The 19,048-nt window shown below is 43.9% G+C and carries 18 protein-coding genes and 1 other RNA gene; 18 read left to right on the forward strand and 1 reads right to left on the reverse strand.

From position 1 onward, the window contains the following. Positions 1–98 precede the first annotated feature (98 nt). Together PGU50_RS12630 and tadA are read left to right on the forward strand one after the other, a co-directional pair. Positions 99–1,166 carry a hypothetical protein gene (locus tag PGU50_RS12630; RefSeq protein ID WP_118198884.1) on the forward strand — a complete coding sequence of 356 codons (1,068 nt, stop codon included), beginning with the start codon at positions 99–101 and terminating at the stop codon, positions 1,164–1,166. Further along, on the forward strand, positions 1,090–1,611 hold the full coding sequence (tadA, locus tag PGU50_RS12635; protein WP_172676465.1) for a tRNA adenosine(34) deaminase TadA: 522 nt from the start codon (positions 1,090–1,092) through the stop codon (positions 1,609–1,611). Before PGU50_RS12630 ends, tadA begins: the two co-directional genes overlap by 77 nt. 82 nt (positions 1,612–1,693) lie before the next feature. Here tadA and ffs read toward each other — a convergent pair. Then, positions 1,694–1,957, reverse strand: an RNA gene (gene ffs / locus PGU50_RS12640) — signal recognition particle sRNA large type. A gap of 136 nt (positions 1,958–2,093) precedes the next feature. Here ffs and PGU50_RS12645 point away from each other — a divergent pair. The 16 genes from PGU50_RS12645 to PGU50_RS12720 all read left to right on the forward strand — a co-directional run bounded on the left by PGU50_RS12645 (position 2,094) and on the right by PGU50_RS12720 (position 18,955). Continuing rightward, a complete protein-coding gene (locus tag PGU50_RS12645) occupies positions 2,094–3,854 on the forward strand; it encodes a B12-binding domain-containing radical SAM protein (protein ID WP_118198913.1) in 1,761 nt (586 codons plus the stop codon). A gap of 203 nt (positions 3,855–4,057) precedes the next feature. Further along, a complete protein-coding gene (locus PGU50_RS12650) occupies positions 4,058–5,566 on the forward strand; it encodes a VanW family protein (protein ID WP_117557512.1) in 1,509 nt (502 codons plus the stop codon). 26 nt (positions 5,567–5,592) lie between these two features. Then, positions 5,593–6,630 (forward strand): AIR synthase-related protein, encoded by a 1,038-nt coding sequence (locus PGU50_RS12655; protein ID WP_270247123.1) that lies wholly within the window; start codon positions 5,593–5,595, stop codon positions 6,628–6,630. Beyond that, complete coding sequence (locus tag PGU50_RS12660) at positions 6,623–7,120, forward strand: tRNA (cytidine(34)-2'-O)-methyltransferase (RefSeq protein WP_117557510.1); 498 nt, start codon at positions 6,623–6,625, stop codon at positions 7,118–7,120. Before PGU50_RS12655 ends, PGU50_RS12660 begins: the two co-directional genes overlap by 8 nt. A 231-nt stretch (positions 7,121–7,351) precedes the next feature. Continuing rightward, entirely contained in the window at positions 7,352–7,582 is a 231-nt protein-coding gene (locus PGU50_RS12665; protein ID WP_022220232.1) for an AtpZ/AtpI family protein, read from the forward strand. 20 nt (positions 7,583–7,602) lie between these two features. After that, a complete protein-coding gene (locus tag PGU50_RS12670; RefSeq protein ID WP_117835075.1) occupies positions 7,603–7,998 on the forward strand; it encodes a hypothetical protein in 396 nt (131 codons plus the stop codon). 14 nt (positions 7,999–8,012) lie between these two features. Further along, a complete protein-coding gene (atpB, locus tag PGU50_RS12675) occupies positions 8,013–8,732 on the forward strand; it encodes a F0F1 ATP synthase subunit A (protein ID WP_022220233.1) in 720 nt (239 codons plus the stop codon). A gap of 64 nt (positions 8,733–8,796) precedes the next feature. Continuing rightward, complete coding sequence (gene atpE, locus PGU50_RS12680) at positions 8,797–9,063, forward strand: ATP synthase F0 subunit C (RefSeq protein ID WP_117557506.1); 267 nt, start codon at positions 8,797–8,799, stop codon at positions 9,061–9,063. A 41-nt stretch (positions 9,064–9,104) separates the two neighbouring features. After that, positions 9,105–9,620 (forward strand): F0F1 ATP synthase subunit B, encoded by a 516-nt coding sequence (atpF, locus tag PGU50_RS12685; RefSeq protein WP_055249038.1) that lies wholly within the window; start codon positions 9,105–9,107, stop codon positions 9,618–9,620. Beyond that, the gene (atpH, locus tag PGU50_RS12690; protein WP_008370066.1) at positions 9,608–10,153 is read left to right on the forward strand and encodes an ATP synthase F1 subunit delta; all 546 of its coding nucleotides are present in this window, start codon (positions 9,608–9,610) and stop codon (positions 10,151–10,153) included. The genes atpF and atpH overlap by 13 nt, the downstream gene beginning before the upstream one ends. Before the next feature lie 36 nt (positions 10,154–10,189). After that, a complete protein-coding gene (gene atpA / locus PGU50_RS12695) occupies positions 10,190–11,701 on the forward strand; it encodes a F0F1 ATP synthase subunit alpha (protein WP_008370069.1) in 1,512 nt (503 codons plus the stop codon). Between the two features lie 10 nt (positions 11,702–11,711). Further along, positions 11,712–12,578, forward strand: coding sequence for an ATP synthase F1 subunit gamma (atpG, locus tag PGU50_RS12700; protein WP_022220234.1), 867 nt, complete (start codon positions 11,712–11,714; stop codon positions 12,576–12,578). 30 nt (positions 12,579–12,608) lie between these two features. Continuing rightward, on the forward strand, positions 12,609–14,000 hold the full coding sequence (gene atpD, locus PGU50_RS12705; protein ID WP_008370073.1) for a F0F1 ATP synthase subunit beta: 1,392 nt from the start codon (positions 12,609–12,611) through the stop codon (positions 13,998–14,000). Positions 14,001–14,012: 12 nt separating this feature from the next. Beyond that, positions 14,013–14,414: an ATP synthase F1 subunit epsilon gene (gene atpC, locus PGU50_RS12710; RefSeq protein ID WP_117835073.1), complete on the forward strand. Its 402-nt coding sequence runs from the start codon at positions 14,013–14,015 to the stop codon at positions 14,412–14,414. 363 nt (positions 14,415–14,777) lie between these two features. Next, the gene (locus tag PGU50_RS12715; RefSeq protein WP_270247124.1) at positions 14,778–16,733 is read left to right on the forward strand and encodes a diguanylate cyclase; all 1,956 of its coding nucleotides are present in this window, start codon (positions 14,778–14,780) and stop codon (positions 16,731–16,733) included. A gap of 20 nt (positions 16,734–16,753) precedes the next feature. Beyond that, positions 16,754–18,955: a DNA topoisomerase III gene (locus tag PGU50_RS12720; protein WP_195502152.1), complete on the forward strand. Its 2,202-nt coding sequence runs from the start codon at positions 16,754–16,756 to the stop codon at positions 18,953–18,955. The last annotated feature ends 93 nt before the right edge of the window (positions 18,956–19,048 follow it).

Genomic DNA, 19,048 nt, shown 5'->3' on the forward strand with positions numbered 1-19,048 from the left:
GGAAGATTCCGCTCTGATTTTTTAAAAATGGTAATTTTTACCGGAAAGTCAGAATAGTTTAGAACAGGCAGTTAGAAGGAAGGTGCAGGTGCTAGATTATGAAAAGCTTTATCCGGTATTTATATGAATATCAGAATGGAAAAAGGACAAGAAATACAGGTTTTGTAAAGGTTCTTGAGCAGGAAGAGGCGACCGTGGTCCAGATTTATGGGAGAGGATTTCCCGTAGCGGGAGGTCGTACACTGGAAATTTATCTGTTTTATGAAGAGGATGGACAGTGCATAGGGATCTTAATGGGAGAGATCAGAGGGGCGCAGGCAGCATTTGGTTATAAGCTGAGCTATACGACAGACGATGTGGGAGGAGATGGACAGTTTGGCAGGATTGGTGGAATGATCCTTCGGGCTGGAAACGGAGCGGATGCAGGATATTATGGAGCAGTCTGGGATGAGGCGAGACCGGTAGATGTTAGCAGGATGATTACGGAAGAAGAATGGAAGCTAAACAAATCGGGGAAAAATAAAAAAATTGCAAATGGCGGAGACGTGCTAAGCAATGAAAAATACGAGAAGCCAGGAAATGAGAAAATACTTGAGGAGAAAACAAGCCAGAGAAAATCTGAGAATATAGAAGAACAGGATACCTCAGAACAATCTAAAAACACAGATGCAGTTAGGAAATCGAAAAGCAACCCAAATGTGCCGGAAGAAAGAAATTCTCAGAACGCAAATTCAGATTTACCACCAAAAACCACAAAGGATATCATCTATAAGATCACCCGTCAGGAGCTTGCCGGACTTCCGCGAAAGGAATGGAAGCTTGCGAATAATCATTTTCTACTCCATGGATATTATAATTACCATCATCTGGTATCATTTGAAAAAGAAGGGAAATGCTGGATTGGGGTTCCGGGACTTTATTTTCCTGGTGAGCAGCGGGCGGCAGGAGCATTTGGATTCAGTCAGTTCATGAAGCCATCTGATGGTGAACTGGATCTGGAAGAATATGAGATTGAAGATGAGGAACATTTCGGTTACTGGTGCAGACCGGTAGGGGCAGTGATTCGAAAAGAAGTAAAGGAGAAGGAAGATGCGGCAGATATTGACCGAAGACGAAAAATACATGAAGGAAGCGATCCGTCAGGCGAAAAAAGCATGGAAGATTGAGGAAGTACCGATTGGTTGTGTGATCGTATATCAGGGGAAAATTATCGGACGAGGATACAACAGGCGGACAACGGATAAGAATCCCCTTGCACATGCAGAAATTTCTGCAATCAAAAAGGCAAGTAAGGTAATGGGTGACTGGCGGCTGGAAGAATGCACCTTATATGTAACGCTGGAACCATGTCAGATGTGTTCCGGAGCCATTGTACAGGCAAGGATTCCACGAGTGGTTGTTGGATGTATGAATCCGAAAGCCGGATGCGCCGGTTCCATCCTGAATCTTCTACAGGTGGAAGCGTTTAATCATCAGGCAGAGCTTACGACAGGAGTTCTGGAAGAAGAATGCTCACAGATGATGAAGAGCTTTTTCAAGGAACTGCGCAAGAAGCAGAAGATGAAAAAGAAAGAACAGGAATCAGCAAATATGCCGGAAGAAAATCCTTAATCGAAGAACCTGTCAAAGGCAGGCTTTTTTGCATGAAAAAAGCTACGGAAGCAAAATCCGTAGCTTTTATAATTTCTTTTTTCTGTGCGCTGTGCGTCGAACTAAAGCCTACCAAACGTTACTCTGGCTGTAAACTCAACCCAGGCTACCTTACGGCACCCGAGAGGTTCTGCTTAGTGCTGCTTCGTTCCCGACCTGACACGGTTCACAGAGTCCCGCCGCGTAAGACCCAAATCTCAACGCCACAAACCAGAGGCAGCTTTGACAAGTAAAGCCCTCGGCACAGCATCACCCCCACTATAGCGGATTGTAGGTACAGGGTACCGCTAGCACCCCGGCTGCACAGAACATTATTTTACCGTGTTTTTGTAAAAATGTCAATGTATCTGAGGAGATTTTATTTTATCATTTTGGTTTACGCCAATCTGAAAATGGAGTATGATACTAAAGATAAAACTTTTTGGAAACGGAAAGGAAACGATATGAAAGTACTTTTAGGTGCAGTCAATGCGAAATATATACATTCCAATCTGGCAGTCTACTGTCTGAAAGCATATGCGGAAAAGTATGGTGATACATCAGATGAGATCAGTATTGGAGAATATACGATCAATCAGCAGCTCGATGAGATTCTGCGGGATATCTACAAAAGGAAGCCGGACATGCTCTGTCTGTCCTGCTATATCTGGAATCTTACTTATATTGAAGAGATCTGCAGGGAGATCAAGAAAGTGATGCCGCAGATCATCATCTGGATAGGCGGACCGGAGGTATCTTATGATGGAGTAAAGGTGCTGGAGCGTCTGCCAGAAGTGGATGGCGTCATGAAAGGAGAAGGGGAGCAGACTTTCTGCGATCTTTTACACTTTTATCAGGACAAGACAGCGGACGGACTTCAGAATATGAAAGGAATCGTATACCGGGAACAGACCGGGCAGATTGTGGAAAATGAATGGCGCAAGACCATGGATCTGAGTAAGGTTCCGTTTGTATATGAGAACATGGAGCTTTTTGAACATAAGATTATTTATTATGAGACAAGCCGTGGATGTCCGTTTTCGTGCAGTTATTGTCTTTCTTCTATAGATAAGTGTCTGCGGTTCCGTGATCTGGAACTGGTAAAAAAAGAACTGCAATTTTTTATCGATCATAAAGTACCTCAGGTTAAATTTGTAGACCGTACATTTAACTGCAAACATGATCACGCCATGACAGTCTGGCGTTATATCAAAGAGCATGATAACGGCATTACCAATTTCCATTTTGAGGTTGCGGCAGACCTTTTGAATGAAGAAGAAATGGAATTGATAAAAACCATGCGACCGGGGCTGATCCAGCTGGAAATCGGTGTGCAGTCTACCAACCTGGATACGATACGTGAGATTCACCGGACAATGAAATTTGAACAGATTGCAGAAGTGGTAAGGAGAATCAATTCTTATGGTAATGTACATCAGCACCTGGATCTGATCGCAGGATTGCCGTATGAAGATTATGAAAGCTTTGGGAAATCCTTTGATGATGTTTATGCACTGGAACCGGAGCAGCTGCAGCTTGGTTTTCTGAAAGTACTGAAGGGTTCTTATATGGAAGAGAAGAAAGACGATTACGGACTGGTTTATAAAGGAATGCCACCGTATGAAGTTTTGTATACAAAGTGGCTTCCATATGAGGATACCCTGCGCCTGAAAGGGATCGAGGAAATGGTGGAGACCTACTATAACAGCAGGCAGTTCTGTTACACGCTTCCTTATCTGATCCGACACTTTAAAAGACCATTTACGCTTTTTGAAAAGCTGGCAGAGTATTATGAAGAAAATGGGTTGGATACTTTAAGTCATGCACGCACGGCAAGATATGAGATCCTGTATGATTTTGCAAGATTTTATGATGCAGAAAGATGTGAGGCGTATAAGCAGCTTCTGACACTGGACTTTTATCTGAGGGAGAATGCAAAGAGCCGTCCGTTATTTGCAGGCGATGAGCGGATTTCCAAAGAAGAGTTCCGCCTGTTCTATGACCGTGAGGATGAAGAGAGGCGTTATCTGGAAAATTATGAAAATATGGAGAAGCGGCAGCTTAGAAAAATGACGCACATTGAGAGGTTTTCTTATGATGTTCTGGGGGATATGAAAGAGGAAGAATGTGTGCTTCTGTTTGACTACCAGAACCGGAACCCACTGGATCATCAGGCAAAGGTATTTTGTGTTACAGAAGAAATCCGGGAATTATGCAAACAGTAACATCTGACAGTAGTAATGGATATCTTGAAAAAAGAAATGAAAGAGTATAGAATGAAAACAAATGTGTGATTTGAGGTGAAAAAAAGTGTTTAATCCAAAACAGACACGGAAGATAGCGGCAGTGATTATTCTTGTTGTTATTGTTGCAATGGTAGCAACATCAATTATTCCATATATCATATAAAATCAGGAGGATTTTTTTGATGGCGGCACGAAAGAAAAAGAGAGAGTTAAGTGAAAAGGCACAAAAGCGTATCCGGCAGAGAAATCTGCATGTGGGGATTACGGTTATTGCAGCCATCGTGATTATTTTCTCCGTGATTCAGTTCACATTATGGCGGTATGTGAGCAAGGTAGATGAGGAGCATATCTGCAAAAATGTTTTTATAGGGAAGACAGATGTATCCGGAATGACCAAGGAAGAAGCAGTGAAAGCGGTAAATAATACACTTGGAGATTATCGGAACAAGCAACTTGTACTGAAGGTAAAAGATCAGGGCGCAGATGTGTCAATCGAGGAAATGGGAGCGGAAGTAGAAAATATTGATAAGCTTGCAAAAAAGGCGGTCGGATACGGAAAAAATGGAAGCATCTGGAGCCGCTATCAGAAGATACATAATTTAGATAAGAAGAAATATGTCATAGATGAAAGCTTTAAAGTTGATGAAGCAAAACTCAGAGAGCTGATCCAGGAACGTGCGGTTCCGCTGGAACAGAAAGCGGTCAATGCATCGGCATCCTATAACGGAAGCGGATTCGATCTGACAGATGAAGCAGAAGGTTATACGGTTGATGTAGATAAATCTGTGAAGAAGATTAAGAATTTCATGAACAAAAAATGGAATTACGAGGACGCAGAAGTCGAGTTAAAGCTGGATACGGAAGAGCCGACAATCAAAAAGGCAGATCTGGAATCCCTGCAGGATGAGCTTGGCTCTTATACGACAAACGCCGGATGGGGGGACCGCGTGCAGAACATCAGGCGAGCAACGGAGCTGATCAACGGAACTGTTGTTATGCCGGGAGAAGAATTTTCAGTGGAACAGGCCACACTTCCTTACACAGAAGAGAATGGCTATGTGGCAGGAAGTGCCTATGAGAACGGACAGATTGTAGAGAGTATCGGAGGTGGTCTGTGTCAGGTATCTACGACGCTTTATAATGCGGTTCTTTATGCGGAACTGGAGGTCACCCGGCGTGCACCGCATTCCATGAGTGTCAGCTATGTAGAACCATCAAGGGATGCAATGATAGCGGAAGGAATCAGTGATTTTAAATTTGTCAATAATTACGATACACCGATCCTGATTGAAGGATATATCGATGGCAATAACCAGCTTGGTTTTTATATTTACGGAAAAGATACCAGAGCTGCAGGACATTCCGTGGAATTTGAAAGTGAGACTCTGGAGACAACAGAGTATACGAAAAAGTATGTAGAAGATACGGAAAGTGCGGTCGGCTCACAGGAAACAGAGGGAGCCGGAATGGATGGAAGCACGGCACGGCTCTGGAAAGTTACCTATGAAAACGGAGAAGAGGTCAGCCGGGAAGTAATCAATAACAGCACCTATCAGACTTCTGATGTTACCGTGAAAGTCGGGACAAAATCAGATAATGCAGAGGCAACTAAGCTGGTGGAGGAAGCAATTGCAACCCAGGATCAGGAGAAGATTAATGCGGCGATCAGCAAGGCATCTGCACTTAAGTAATAAAAAGCAGGCGGCTGTTGGAAAGAATGGCAGAACAGAAAGAGGATAAAAGTATGAAAGCAGGAAGAGTGTCACAGACCGTCTATCGGCGTTCGGTTTTAAAACAGATACAGAATAATATAGAAGGTATAGATTTTTTAAGACCGTCACAGGAGGAAACCTGTTATATAGCAGATGAAAGTGAAGAGCGGATCACAATCGCAACGGATGTTTCATTAGCCGGAAATGAAAAAGATCTTGGAGTATTTGCCATAGCGCAGGCAGTGGATCAGCTGGCTTCCAGAGGAGCGCGGGCATATGGGATCAGTGTCCGGATCATGCTCCCGACGTTTGCCTATGAGTCCAGATTGAAAGCGATGATGGTGGAGATTTCGGAGATATGTAAAGAAAAAGGTCTCAGGGTTTTCTTTGCAGATGCGCAAAGTGTAAATGGGATCCAGACGAGTATTGTTCATGTAACAGCACACGGTGAGGCAAAAAAAGAACAGCTGTTTGCAAGCAGATCGGCAAAAGCAGGCGAAGAGATTGTCCTGGTTAAATGGATTGGTATGGAAGGAACCTTACGGATCATACGGGAAGAAGGGGCGGCTCTGGCAGAGCGGTTTGCGCCGGGATTCTTAAATAAGTTGGAAGATATGAGAGATGAAATTTTCAGTGACAGGGCAATGGAGATTGCCGGCCGGAACGGGGTGTCAGCAATGCATCCGATCGGAGAAGGAGGGATTCTTGCAGCACTTTGGGATATGGCAGAAGGTGTAGGAATTGGTCTTTCGGTAGAGATGAAGAAAATGACGGTACGTCAGGAAACGATTGAAGTCTGTGAAGTATTTCATCTGAATCCTTACCAGCTTACCAGTACAGGAGCGGTTCTTATGGTGACACCGAAGGGTGAAGAACTAAAGGAAAGACTGAAAAGGGAAGGTATTCCGGCAGAGATCATCGGACACACAACAGAAGGAAACGAGAGAATCATCTGGGGTGGGGGAGAAAAAAGATTTCTCGACAGACCGGCACCGGACGAACTGGCACGAATTTATGAAATGAAGGAGAATGTAAATGCTTAATATTGTACTTTTTGAACCGGAAATCCCGGCAAATACCGGAAATATCGGAAGGACCTGTGTGGCGACGAATACCAGACTTCATCTGATCGAGCCACTTGGTTTCCGGTTAAATGAAAAGAACCTGAAACGGGCAGGGATGGATTACTGGGAACATCTGGATGTGACGACTTATATTGATTACCGGGATTTTATGGAAAAAAATCCGGGAGCGAAGATTTATATGGCAACTACAAAATCACCGAATCTTTATACGGATGTTAAATATGAACCGGACTGTTATATCATGTTCGGAAAAGAAAGCGCAGGGATTCCGGAAGAAATCCTCTGTCACCACAAGGAAGACAGCATCCGGATTCCGATGATCGGAGATATCCGTTCACTGAATCTTGGAAATTCGGTTGCGATCGTGTTATATGAAGCGCTCCGGCAGAATGGGTTTGCCGGAATGAATACAGAAGGACATCTTCACAGACTGGAATGGGATGAATAAAAAAGTGCTGCAAGGCTAAAAACGCTTTGCAGCACTTTTACTATTGTGAAAAAAATGACCATATAAAATATTTTAAATAATCAACGCATTTAATGGCATTTATCGGTAAAAGTGATGACAATATTTGGAAATTGTATAAGAAAAAATACAATCGTGTGTAAACCAGTGGACATATTTCATAAAAAAGGATATAATAAATGGAAAGTGATATAGAGAATGGAGATAAGTATCATGAAATATAAACAAAGCGTATATAAAACCTTTGCACTCATCAGTCAGTTAGGCATCAGTATACTGGTTCCCATTTTGCTATGCACTTTTTTTGGTACATGGCTGGAAAAGAAGGTTTCTTTTCCAGTTTTTATCCCTTTGGTGATAGTGGGTGTATTGGCAGGCCTGCGCAATGCATGGGTACTTGCGAGACATGCGAATGAAGATCCGGAAGACAAAAACAAAAATTGAGCAGGGAGGAATGAAACAACATGAGTAAGACAGACAATACCGTACTGAAGGATATGATCATCACTATGCTTCTGTATGGAATAATCGTACAGATTGTATGTCTGATTATCCCAGGGGATCATCTGAGAATGACAGCAGGGCTTTGGATCGGGGTGGCTGCAGGTGTTTTCATGGTAATCCATATGAAAAACTCGTTGGATGAGGCGGTACTTTATGGAGAACAGGAAGCACAGAGATACATGCAGAAATCTTACGCGATAAGATATCTGGTTGTAGTTGTAGTATTTATAGCCGTCAGCTGGCTTCGGATTGCGAATGTACTTACACTGTTTGCAGGAATTATGAGTTTAAAGCTTGCGGCATATTTGCAGCCAATTATGCATAAGCTTTTCGCTAAATTCAAAAAATCTAAGTAAAGGAGGTAGAGCGCGTGGGGAACAGCTTAGGAATGCTGGCAGCTAAGGAGCCGGATTTTCAAATTCACGGTCTCGTTAAATTCCAGTTATTTGGGCAGGAGTTATGGCTCACCACTACACATGTCAGCATATTGATTGTAGCGTTATTACTGCTGATTTTTGCGTTGGTTGTCCGAGCTAAGCTGAGCGATGCCGAAGGCAAACCCGGAACCCTGCAGAATATTGCCGAGCTTATCGTTGAGATGCTTGACAATATGGTAAAAGGAAGCATGGGGAAAAACGGACTGGCGTTCCGGAATTATATCGGGTCTTTGTTTTTGTTTTTGATTGTGGCAAACCTTTCGGGACTTTTGGGGCTTCGGCCACCAACTGCAGATTATGGTGTAACACTTCCACTTGGACTTATCACATTTGTGCTGATTCAGTTCAATAACATCAAATACAACAAAATTGAGGCATTTACAGGCCTGTTCAAACCATTGCCGTTCTTGTTCCCAATCAATCTGATCGGGGAGATCGCAGCACCATTTTCCATCTCACTTCGTCTGTTTGGAAATGTGCTGTCCGGTACTGTAATCATGGGACTTATCTATGGTCTTCTGTATAAGATCGCATGGGCATGGCCGGGATTTCTACACATCTATTTCGATGTGTTCTCGGGAGCAATTCAGGCATATGTATTTTGCATGCTGACGATGGTATATATCAATGACAAGATGCCGTCAGCGGAGTAAAAAGCAAACTGGGATCTAAGTTCAGACAGTATCAGGTTTGCAGTGATTAAGGAGGAAAATTATTATGGGTAATATTTCAAATGAAGCTTTAGTTTTAGCGTGTTCAGCAATCGGCGCAGGACTTGCGATGATCGCAGGTATTGGTCCTGGTGTAGGACAGGGTATTGCGGCAGGTCATGGTGCATCTGCAGTAGGACGTAACCCGGGAGCAAGATCAGACATCACGTCTACAATGCTTTTAGGACAGGCAGTAGCAGAGACAACAGGTCTGTACAGTTTGGTTATTGCACTTATTCTCTTGTTCGCAAACCCGCTTCTTGGAAAGCTGTAAAAAAGGTTTTGCCTGTAAAATAAGAGAAAGGAGGCAACGCCTTGGAACGTTTGTTTAATCTGGATGCGCAGCTTCTTTTTGATGCCTGTGTCATGGCACTCAGTATGCTTGTCATGTTCACGTTTCTGTCATATCTGCTTTTCAAACCGGTAAGAAAACTTCTGGAGGACAGAAAGCAGAGAGTTGCTGATGAACAGGAGTCAGCAAAGAATGACCGGAAAGAGGCAGCCGTTTACAAAGAAGAATACGAACAGAAATTAAAAGAAATCGATAAAGAGGCGCAGGCTATTCTCAGTGAAGCACGGAAAAAAGCGATGAAGACCGAAAATGAAATTGTTGCAGAAGCAAAAGAAGAAGCAGCAAGGATCATCACACGTGCCAATAATGAGATCGAACTGGAACGGAAGCGTGCGCTTGATGATATGAAGCAGGAGATGATCGCCATTGCATCAGCAATGGCAGGTAAAGTAGTAGCAGCTTCGATCGATACCAGTGTACAGGATGAACTGATCGAAGAGACATTAAAAGAAATGGGAGAACAGACATGGCTAAGCTAGTATCAAAGGTATATGGTGACGCCCTGTTTGAAGCTGCCCGTGACTGCGGAAAAATGGATGAGATATTCGAGGAAGTACAGAGTATCGGAGTGATCCTCGAAGAAAATGCAGAGCTTCAGAAGATTCTCGGAAATCCGAGAGTTATGCGTGAAGACAAAGAGCAGATGATCGAGACGATTTTCCGCGGACGTGTTTCAAATGAGATTGTAGAGCTGATGAAGCTGATGATCGAAAAAGGGCGCTACAGCAAGATAGATTCTGTATTTGAATATTTTATCGGACTTGTAAAAGAAGAAAAGAAAATCGGGATTGCATATATCGCTACAGCAGTAGAACTGAGCGAGGCACAGAAAGAAGCAGTCATGCAGCGGCTTCTTCAGACGACAAAATATGAATCCTTTGAGATGAATTATCAGGTAGATGCTTCTCTGATCGGCGGAATGGTGATCCGTATCGGTGACAGAGTTGTGGATACAAGTATTAAGACAAAGCTGTATGAACTGTCAAAGAGCCTGAAGAAAATTCAGGTATAGCAGTTAGAATTAGTAGAAAGAAGGTGGATTCGCTCCATGAATTTAAGACCAGAAGAAATAAGTTCTGTGATCAAAGAACAGATTGAAAGATATTCCTCTGAGCTGAACGTATCGGATGTCGGAACGGTTATTCAGGTGGCAGATGGTATTGCGCGTGTCCACGGCCTTGAAAATGCAATGCAGGGTGAACTTTTGGAGTTCCCTTCAGAAGTATACGGAATGGTTCTGAACCTGGAAGAGGACAACGTAGGTGCTGTTCTTCTGGGAGATCATAAGAATATCAATGAAGGTGATACTGTAAAGACAACCGGACGAGTTGTAGAGGTTCCGGTAGGCGACTGTATGCTTGGCCGTGTAGTTAATGCACTTGGACAGCCAATCGATGGAAAAGGACCAATCCAGGCAACCAGGCATCGTCAGATCGAGCGTGTGGCACCGGGGGTTATTTCCCGTAAGTCAGTAGATACACCGCTTCAGACAGGTATTAAAGCGATCGACTCCATGGTTCCGATCGGTCGTGGACAGAGAGAGCTGATCATCGGTGACAGACAGACCGGTAAGACAGCGATCGCGATTGATACGATCATCAACCAGAAAGGGCAGGGCGTAAAGTGTATTTATGTAGCAATCGGTCAGAAAGCTTCGACCGTAGCTTCTCTTGTTAAGACTCTGGAGACCTTTGGGGCAATGGATTATACAACTGTAGTTGTGTCAACAGCCAGTGAGCTTGCACCACTGCAGTACATCGCACCGTATTCAGGATGTGCGATGGGAGAAGAATGGATGGAGAACGGAGATGATGTACTGATCGTTTATGATGACCTGTCCAAACATGCAACTGCATACCGTACCCTTTCCTTACTTCTGAAACGTCCACCTGGACGTGAGGCTTATCCGGGAGATGTATTCTATCTGCATTCAAGACTTCTTGAAAGAGCAGCCCGTCTTTCAGATGAACTTGGCGGAGGTTCACTTACTGCACTTCCGATTATCGAGACACAGGCAGGTGACGTATCAGCATACATTCCTACCAACGTTATTTCCATCACAGACGGACAGATTTATCTGGAAACAGAGATGTTCAACTCTGGTTTCAGACCGGCCGTTAATGCCGGACTTTCTGTATCCCGTGTAGGTGGATCGGCACAGATCAAGGCGATGAAGAAGATCGCTGGTACAATCCGTATTGATCTTGCACAGTACCGTGAGCTGGCATCCTTTGCACAGTTCGGATCGGAACTGGATGCAGAGACTTCCGAACGTCTGGCACAGGGAGTCCGGATCAAAGAGATCCTGAAACAGCCGCAGTACCAGCCGATGCCGGTAGAATACCAGATTATTATCATTTATGCAGCAGTTAAGAAGCTTCTTCTTGATATTGCGGTAGAAGATATTCTGGCTTTTGAAAGCGGACTTTTTGATTATATTAAGACAAAATATCCGGAAATTCCAGAATCTATCAAGAATGACAAAGTGCTGAAGGAAGAAGTAGAAGAAGCTCTCAGAAAAGCAATCGGAGAATATAAAGAACAATTTCAGGCAAGGTAGGTGATACAAAGTGGCATCTATGAGAGATATCAAGCGTCGCCGTACCAGTGTACAGAGCACGCAGCAGATTACAAAAGCCATGAAACTTGTCTCTACCGTAAAGCTGCAGAAAGCAAGAACCCGGGCAGAAGAATCAAAGCCGTATTTTGACTGTATGTATGCAACAATGACCTCTCTGCTTGCAAAGGCAGGGAATATCAATCATCCATATCTGAAAGCAGATGATTCGAAGAAGAAAGCAGTCATTGTTGTAACATCCAATCGTGGACTGGCAGGTGGATATAACTCCAATGTAGTGAAGATGGTGACTGAAAACGAAGCCTTTACGAAGGAGAATATCCGGATCTATGCAATTGGAGGAAAAGGACTGGAACTTCTGAAACACAAAGGATATGATATTGTCGCTGATTATTCAGAGATGATCGAAGAACCGTCCTATGATGATGCGAAGAGTATTACCAAAAGACTTCTGACAGATTTTGAAAATGGTGAGATTGGTGAGATCTATCTGATCTACACATTTTTCAAAAATACGGTAAGTCACATTCCGACGATGATCAAAGTCCTTCCGGCAGAGGTGCAGGAAGAAGCGGGAGAAGAGGATGCAAAGGCGCAGCTTACACCGATGAACTTTGAACCGGAAGCGGAAGAGGCAATCAGCCTTCTTGTTCCGAAATATATCAGCAGCATTCTGTATGGCGCATTTGTGGAAGCAGTTGCCAGTGAGAACGGTGCACGTATGCAGGCGATGGATTCGGCAACCAGCAATGCGGAAGAGATGATAGATGATTTGGAATTGAAATATAACAGAGCACGTCAGGGTGCGATCACACAGGAACTTACCGAGATCATTGCCGGAGCAGAGGCGATCGGATAAATACAGGTTTCTGTATGTAAGGAGGAGAAAATGGCAGATAAAAATATAGGGAAAATTACCCAGGTTATCGGTGCCGTTCTTGACCTTAAGTTTTCGGAAGGATACTTGCCGGAGATCAACGATGCGGTTGAGATTACGCGCAAGGATGGAGGAAAACTTGTGGTAGAAGTTGCACAGCATCTGGGTGATGATATCGTAAGATGTATCGCCATGGGACCGACAGACGGACTGGTGCGAGGCATGGACGCCGTAGCAACCGGGGGACCGATTTCAGTTCCGGTTGGCGAAGCAACACTCGGACGTATCTTCAACGTACTGGGTGAGCCGATTGATGAAAAAGAGGCTCCGAAGGATGTTGAATACGCACCGATTCACAGAAAAGCTCCAAGCTTTGAAGAGCAGGCAACACAGACAGAGATGCTGGAGACAGGTATCAAGGTTGTTGACCTTCTGTGCCCATATCAGAAAGGTGGAAAAATCGGTCTGTTCGGTGGAGCTGGTGTAGGAAAGACCGTTCTTATCCAGGAACTGATTACCAATATTGCAACGGAGCATGGCGGCTATTCTGTATTCACTGGTGTAGGAGAACGTACCCGTGAAGGAAATGACCTTTACTATGAGATGACAGAATCCGGAGTTATCAAAAAGACAGCGATGGTATTCGGTCAGATGAATGAACCACCTGGAGCACGTATGAGAGTCGGACTTACAGGACTGACTCTTGCAGAATATTTTCGTGATAAAGGTGGAAAGGATGTACTTCTTTTCATTGATAACATTTTCCGTTTTACACAGGCAGGTTCCGAAGTATCAGCGCTTCTTGGACGTATGCCTTCAGCGGTAGGTTATCAGCCGACACTGCAGACAGAAATGGGTGCGCTGCAGGAGCGTATCACATCCACGAAGAACGGATCCATCACATCCGTGCAGGCAGTATATGTGCCAGCCGATGACCTTACTGACCCGGCTCCGGCAACAACATTTGCCCATCTGGATGCAACGACCGTACTTTCCCGTGCGATCACAGAGCTTGGTATTTACCCGGCTGTAGATCCACTGGAATCTACTTCACGTATTCTGGATCCACACATTGTCGGAGAAGAACACTATAAAGTAGCCCGTGGAGTACAGGAAATTCTTCAGAAATACAAAGAACTGCAGGATATCATTGCAATTCTTGGTATGGATGAACTTTCCGAAGAAGATAAGCTGGTCGTATCCAGAGCAAGAAAGATCCAGAGATTCCTTTCCCAGCCATTCCACGTTGCGACACAGTTTACAGGTCTGGAAGGACGTTATGTTCCAATTGGCGAGACAATTCAGGGATTTAAAGAGATCCTCGAAGGAAAGCATGATGATATTCCGGAGGGATATTTCCTGAATGCAGGTAATATCGATGACGTGCTTGCCCGTGTGAAATAGGAGGGACGTCCTATGGCAGATAAATTTAAACTTAACATTATTTCGCCGGAAAAGAAGTTTCTGGAGGGTGACTGCGAATTCCTTGAATTTGTAAGTACTGAGGGAGAGCTTGGCATCTATGCAAAGCATATTCCGCTGACGACGATTCTTGAACCATGTGTGATGCGAATCCACAATGACGGGGAGATTAAGAAAGCGGCAATCCTTGGAGGATTTGTAGAAATCCTGCAGGAGAAGGTAACGGTGCTTGCAGAAGATGCACAGTGGCCGGATGAAATTGATGTGGCACGTGCCGAAGCGGCGAAGAAGCGCGCTGAGGACAGAATTGCTGCGAAGCAGGAAGGCACAGACATGCGTCGTGCAGAGGCAGCACTGAAAAGAGCAGTTGCCCGAATTGGAGCAACTCAGTCATAAAGCATTAAAAACCGAGAATCCTTTGTTGGATTTTCGGTTTTTTTAATGAAGGAAAACTGGACAATAAGGAGGAATTTGCCTATAATAATTTTATTATATGATGATACCAGGGTCATAAGGTCAGAAAGCCGATGCAAGCTTGCTTGCAAGAGGATTTTTGACCTCTTGATCCGCCAAAAACATGAGTAAGTAGCCATTTTTCAAAGAAAAATGAGCGGATTACGAATGTTTTTGAGGATTGCGAGAGTGCCAAAGCACGTAGCAATCTGGTATCAAAGGGGTCAAAATACTTTTTGACCCCAACATCATTATATAGCGTAAAAAAGAGTATGAATGGCAGGATAAAATTGAGAGGATAAAGGGATGAACAAACAGGACCAAATGACAATGCAGGAAGCGGAAAGAAAGATGGAATCTTTGAGGGAAGTGTTTCAGGTTGTCAGACTGGTAGACGGGAAAATGCTGATGGATCGGGAAAAACGGATAAATGCAGGAGATTTATCTGAAACGTGTCAGTGTTACACTTTCTGGAAAAAAGACAAGGAATGCAAGAACTGCAGCTCTCTTCTGGCACTGAAAGAACAGACGCAGAAGATAAAATTTGAATTTCTGGATTCGCAGGTATTTCAGGTCATCTCGCGTTATGTTGAGATTGATGGCAGACCTTATGTTATGGAAATGATTCAGAATCTTGATGAGAGTATTCAGATTGATCAGGAAGGGTATGAGAAGCTGATCAGTAAACTTTCAGGATATAATGAAAAGTTATATACGGATGTACTGACCGGGATATATAATCGGCGTTTTTTTGAAGAAGAGATCAAAAAGATGGAGGATGAAGCCGGAATTGCAGTGATCGATCTGGATGATTTTAAGCTCCATAACGATACTTATGGACACAGTGCAGGAGATGCGGCACTTATAACGACTGCGAACATTATCAAAAAATATATCCGGAAGACAGATATTCTGATCCGGTATGGTGGAGATGAATTTTTACTGATCCTACCTTCGATTAAGAAGCATATTTTTGAGGATAAGCTGAAACTGATCCAGGAAAAAATCCACGATGCGGTTGTGCCGAATTATGAGAAAATGCAGCTTTCGGTCAGCATCGGCGGAGCTATATTCCGCGAAGGCAATATTGAAGATGCTGTTGCCAGTGCTGACAGACAGATGTATATAGCTAAAAATTATAAAAATATGGTTGTCACAGAATGGGATGAAAATGGAAAGAAAAAGGAAGAAAATTCTGCATCAGAAAAACTGAAACAACAGATCCTTATCGTGGATGATTCGGAAATAAACCGCGAGATTCTGAAAGAGATCCTGAAAGAGGACTACCGGATCCTGGAGGTGGCTAATGGAGAAGAATGTCTGGAACAACTGGAACGGTATGGAACAGGGATTTCACTAGTGCTGCTCGATATTGTGATGCCGGAAATAGATGGATTTGAAGTCCTTGCTGCGATGAACCAGAATCATTGGATTGAAGATATTCCGGTAATCATGATTTCCAGTGAAGATTCAGATAGCTATATCAGACGGGCATATGAGATGGGCGTTTCAGATTACATCAGCCGCCCGTTTGATGCGAAAATCGTATATCAACGCGTCCTGAACATGATCAAGCTATATGCAAAACAGAGGAGACTGATCCGTCTGGTGACCAGGCAGATTTACGAAAAAGAGAGAAACAACCGAATGCTGATCGGTATCCTGAGTCAGATTGTTGAGTTCAGAAACGGAGAAAGCGGTCGGCATGTGATCCATATCAATCTGATCACACAGCTTTTACTGGAACAACTGGTGAAAAAGACAGGAAAATATCAGCTCTCATGGGAAGATAGATTTTTGATTGCAACAGCATCGGCTTTGCATGATATCGGAAAGATTGGAATTGACGAGAGAATTCTGAACAAACCGGGAAAGCTTACCAAAGAGGAATTTGAGATTATGAAGGCACATACCTTGATCGGTGCACAAATGCTGGATAATCTGGATATGTACCGGAATGAAAAGCTGCTCAAGCTTGCATATGAGATTTGCCGCTGGCATCATGAAAGATATGATGGAAAGGGATATCCGGACGGACTTGTCGGAGAAGAAATTCCGATTTCGGCACAAGTAGTATCGCTGGCGGATGTGTACGATGCCCTGGTGAGTGAACGTGTTTACAAGAAGGCATTTTCGCATGAAAAAGCACTGGAAATGATCAGGAATGGTGAATGCGGTACATTTAACCCACTGTTACTCCAGTGTATGACCGAAGCGCAGGATAAATTAAAGACAATGATGGAAGTGGCAGAAAAAGAATAAAAAGGAGTAGAAAAGACAGAATGAAGGCACTTGTAATTGCAGAAAAACCTTCTGTTGCGCGTGATATTGCGCGCGTACTTAAATGTGGGAAAAAGATAAATGGAGCAATTGAAGGAGAGTGTTATATTGTAACCTGGGGACTTGGTCATCTGGTTACGCTGGCAGATCCGGAAGATTACGATAAAAAATATAAAGAGTGGAAAATGGATGTGCTTCCGATGAAGCCGGCTCCATTTAAGCTTGAAGTAATAAAGCAGACCGGAAAACAGTTCGCAGCAGTGAAAACACAGATTCACCGCAAGGATGTGAATGAGATTATCATTGCTACGGATGCAGGACGAGAAGGAGAGTTAGTAGCAAGGCTGATTCTGGAAAAAGCAGGAAGCAAAAAGCCGATCAAGAGGCTGTGGATCTCATCTGTAACGGATAAAGCAATCAGAGAAGGTTTTGCAAAGTTGAAGAACGGGCATGAGTATGATTCGCTTTACGATGCTGCAATGTGTCGTGCTGAGGCAGACTGGCTGGTTGGAATCAATGCAACAAGGGCACTGACCTGTAAATATAATGCGCAGCTTTCCTGTGGACGTGTGCAGACGCCAACGCTTGCAATGATTGCAAAGAGAGAAGAAAAGATCCGTAGTTTTGTTCCGGAAGGTTATTATGGAATGACCGCAAAAGGACAAAATATTATGCTGACATGGCAGGATCAGAAGTCAAAGAGTTATCGCTCATTCGATAAAGAGAAAATGACCGGACTGATGAAAAAGCTGGATGAACAGAAAGCGGTAGTGGAAGAGATAAAAAAAACACCGAAAAAAACGTATGCACCGCTTTTGTATGATCTGACAGAGCTGCAGAGAGAAGCCAATCAGCGGTTTGGATATTCGGCGAAAGAGACGCTGAATATCATGCAGAGACTGTATGAGAATCATAAGGTGCTGACCTATCCGAGAACGGATTCAAGATATCTGAGCAAAGACATTGTTCCGACGATCAAGGACCGTCTGGAGGCGTGTGGTACAGGACCGTACCGTAAGCTTGCAATGACAGCGCAGAAAAAGGATCTGAGTGGAAAGCTCGCTTTTGTAAATGATGCAAAGGTATCGGATCATCATGCGATCATCCCAACGGAGCAGTTTGTGGATCTGAGTCATATGACAAATGAAGAGCGGAAGATTTATGATCTGGTTGTACGGCGTTTTCTTGCTGTGCTTTATCCGTCATTTGAGTATGAGCAGACACAGATTATGGTGAAGGTTGGCGGTGAAACTTTCCTTGCGTCTGGAAAGATTGTGAAAGCGCAGGGATGGCGGGCTGCTTATGAAGAGGAAGTCTATTCAGATGAGGATGAAGAAGAGGAAGAAGCGTATGAGTCTGGAAAGGGTTTGAAGGGACAGACACTGCCGGAACTGGAAAAAGGACAGGAGATTAAAGGACTTGTGTTGTCATTGACAGAAGGTAAAACGAAGCCACCGGCACATTTTAATGAAGCAACACTTTTGTCAGCAATGGAAAACCCGACGGCTTATATGGAAAGCCATGACAAAGCGATGGCGAAAACGCTTGGCGAGACAGGAGGATTGGGAACGGTTGCGACAAGAGCGGATATTATTGAAAAACTTTTTAAAAGCTTTTTGCTGGAAAAGCGTGGAAAGGATATCTATCTTACATCGAAAGCGAAACAGCTTCTGGAACTTGTGCCGGAAGAGTTAAAACAGCCGGAACTTACAGCAGACTGGGAAATGCGTTTGTCGCAGATTGCGAAGGGAAAGCTTTCGCGGAAGGATTTTATGAAGGATATTGATAAATATACGGATCAGGTGGTTTCTGAGATTAAGGCGGGAGCAGGAACGTTCCGGCATGATAATCTGACAAATAGTAAATGTCCGCGATGTGGTAAGAGAATGCTTGCAGTGAAAGGAAAGAACAGTGAGATGCTGGTTTGTCAGGACAGAGAGTGCGGATACCGCGAAACAGTATCACGGACAACGAATGCGAGATGTCCTGTGTGTCACAAGAAGATGCAGCTGAAAGGAAGAGGGGATGGACAGATTTTTGTGTGTGTCTGCGGACATAAGGAGAAGCTGACATCGTTCCAGGAGAGACGGAAGAAAGAAGGTGCGGGAGTCAGCAAGAAGGATGTGCAGAAATATTTAAGACAGCAGAAGGATGAGCCAGTGAATAATCCATTTGCGGATGCGCTGGCTAAGATTAAGTTGTAGGTGGCGAATGGGATGGCGTGTGGAAGGTTTGGCTTTCTGGTGCGTTTCATTGACTTGATGGCTGTAGTACAAAACGGAACCGGAAAGTCAAAC

This window comes from Coprococcus sp. AM11-30B, assembly GCF_027674365.1.
Lineage (GTDB): Bacteria > Bacillota > Clostridia > Lachnospirales > Lachnospiraceae > Allocoprococcus > Allocoprococcus comes.

What these genes read in the sequence shown, in the direction of transcription:
- PGU50_RS12630 (WP_118198884.1), top strand. Translation starts at nt 99, where the DNA reads ATGAAAAGCTTTATCCGGTATTTATATGAATATCAGAATGGAAAAAGG.
- atpD (WP_008370073.1), top strand. Translation starts at nt 12,609, where the DNA reads ATGGCAGATAAAAATATAGGGAAAATTACCCAGGTTATCGGTGCCGTT.
- PGU50_RS12715 (WP_270247124.1), top strand. Translation starts at nt 14,778, where the DNA reads ATGAACAAACAGGACCAAATGACAATGCAGGAAGCGGAAAGAAAGATG.
- atpH (WP_008370066.1), top strand. Translation starts at nt 9,608, where the DNA reads ATGGCTAAGCTAGTATCAAAGGTATATGGTGACGCCCTGTTTGAAGCT.
- PGU50_RS12650 (WP_117557512.1), top strand. Translation starts at nt 4,058, where the DNA reads ATGGCGGCACGAAAGAAAAAGAGAGAGTTAAGTGAAAAGGCACAAAAG.
- atpA (WP_008370069.1), top strand. Translation starts at nt 10,190, where the DNA reads ATGAATTTAAGACCAGAAGAAATAAGTTCTGTGATCAAAGAACAGATT.
- PGU50_RS12645 (WP_118198913.1), top strand. Translation starts at nt 2,094, where the DNA reads ATGAAAGTACTTTTAGGTGCAGTCAATGCGAAATATATACATTCCAAT.
- PGU50_RS12660 (WP_117557510.1), top strand. Translation starts at nt 6,623, where the DNA reads ATGCTTAATATTGTACTTTTTGAACCGGAAATCCCGGCAAATACCGGA.
- tadA (WP_172676465.1), top strand. Translation starts at nt 1,090, where the DNA reads ATGCGGCAGATATTGACCGAAGACGAAAAATACATGAAGGAAGCGATC.
- PGU50_RS12665 (WP_022220232.1), top strand. Translation starts at nt 7,352, where the DNA reads ATGAAATATAAACAAAGCGTATATAAAACCTTTGCACTCATCAGTCAG.
- PGU50_RS12670 (WP_117835075.1), top strand. Translation starts at nt 7,603, where the DNA reads ATGAGTAAGACAGACAATACCGTACTGAAGGATATGATCATCACTATG.
- PGU50_RS12655 (WP_270247123.1), top strand. Translation starts at nt 5,593, where the DNA reads ATGGCAGAACAGAAAGAGGATAAAAGTATGAAAGCAGGAAGAGTGTCA.
- atpE (WP_117557506.1), top strand. Translation starts at nt 8,797, where the DNA reads ATGGGTAATATTTCAAATGAAGCTTTAGTTTTAGCGTGTTCAGCAATC.
- PGU50_RS12720 (WP_195502152.1), top strand. Translation starts at nt 16,754, where the DNA reads ATGAAGGCACTTGTAATTGCAGAAAAACCTTCTGTTGCGCGTGATATT.
- atpC (WP_117835073.1), top strand. Translation starts at nt 14,013, where the DNA reads ATGGCAGATAAATTTAAACTTAACATTATTTCGCCGGAAAAGAAGTTT.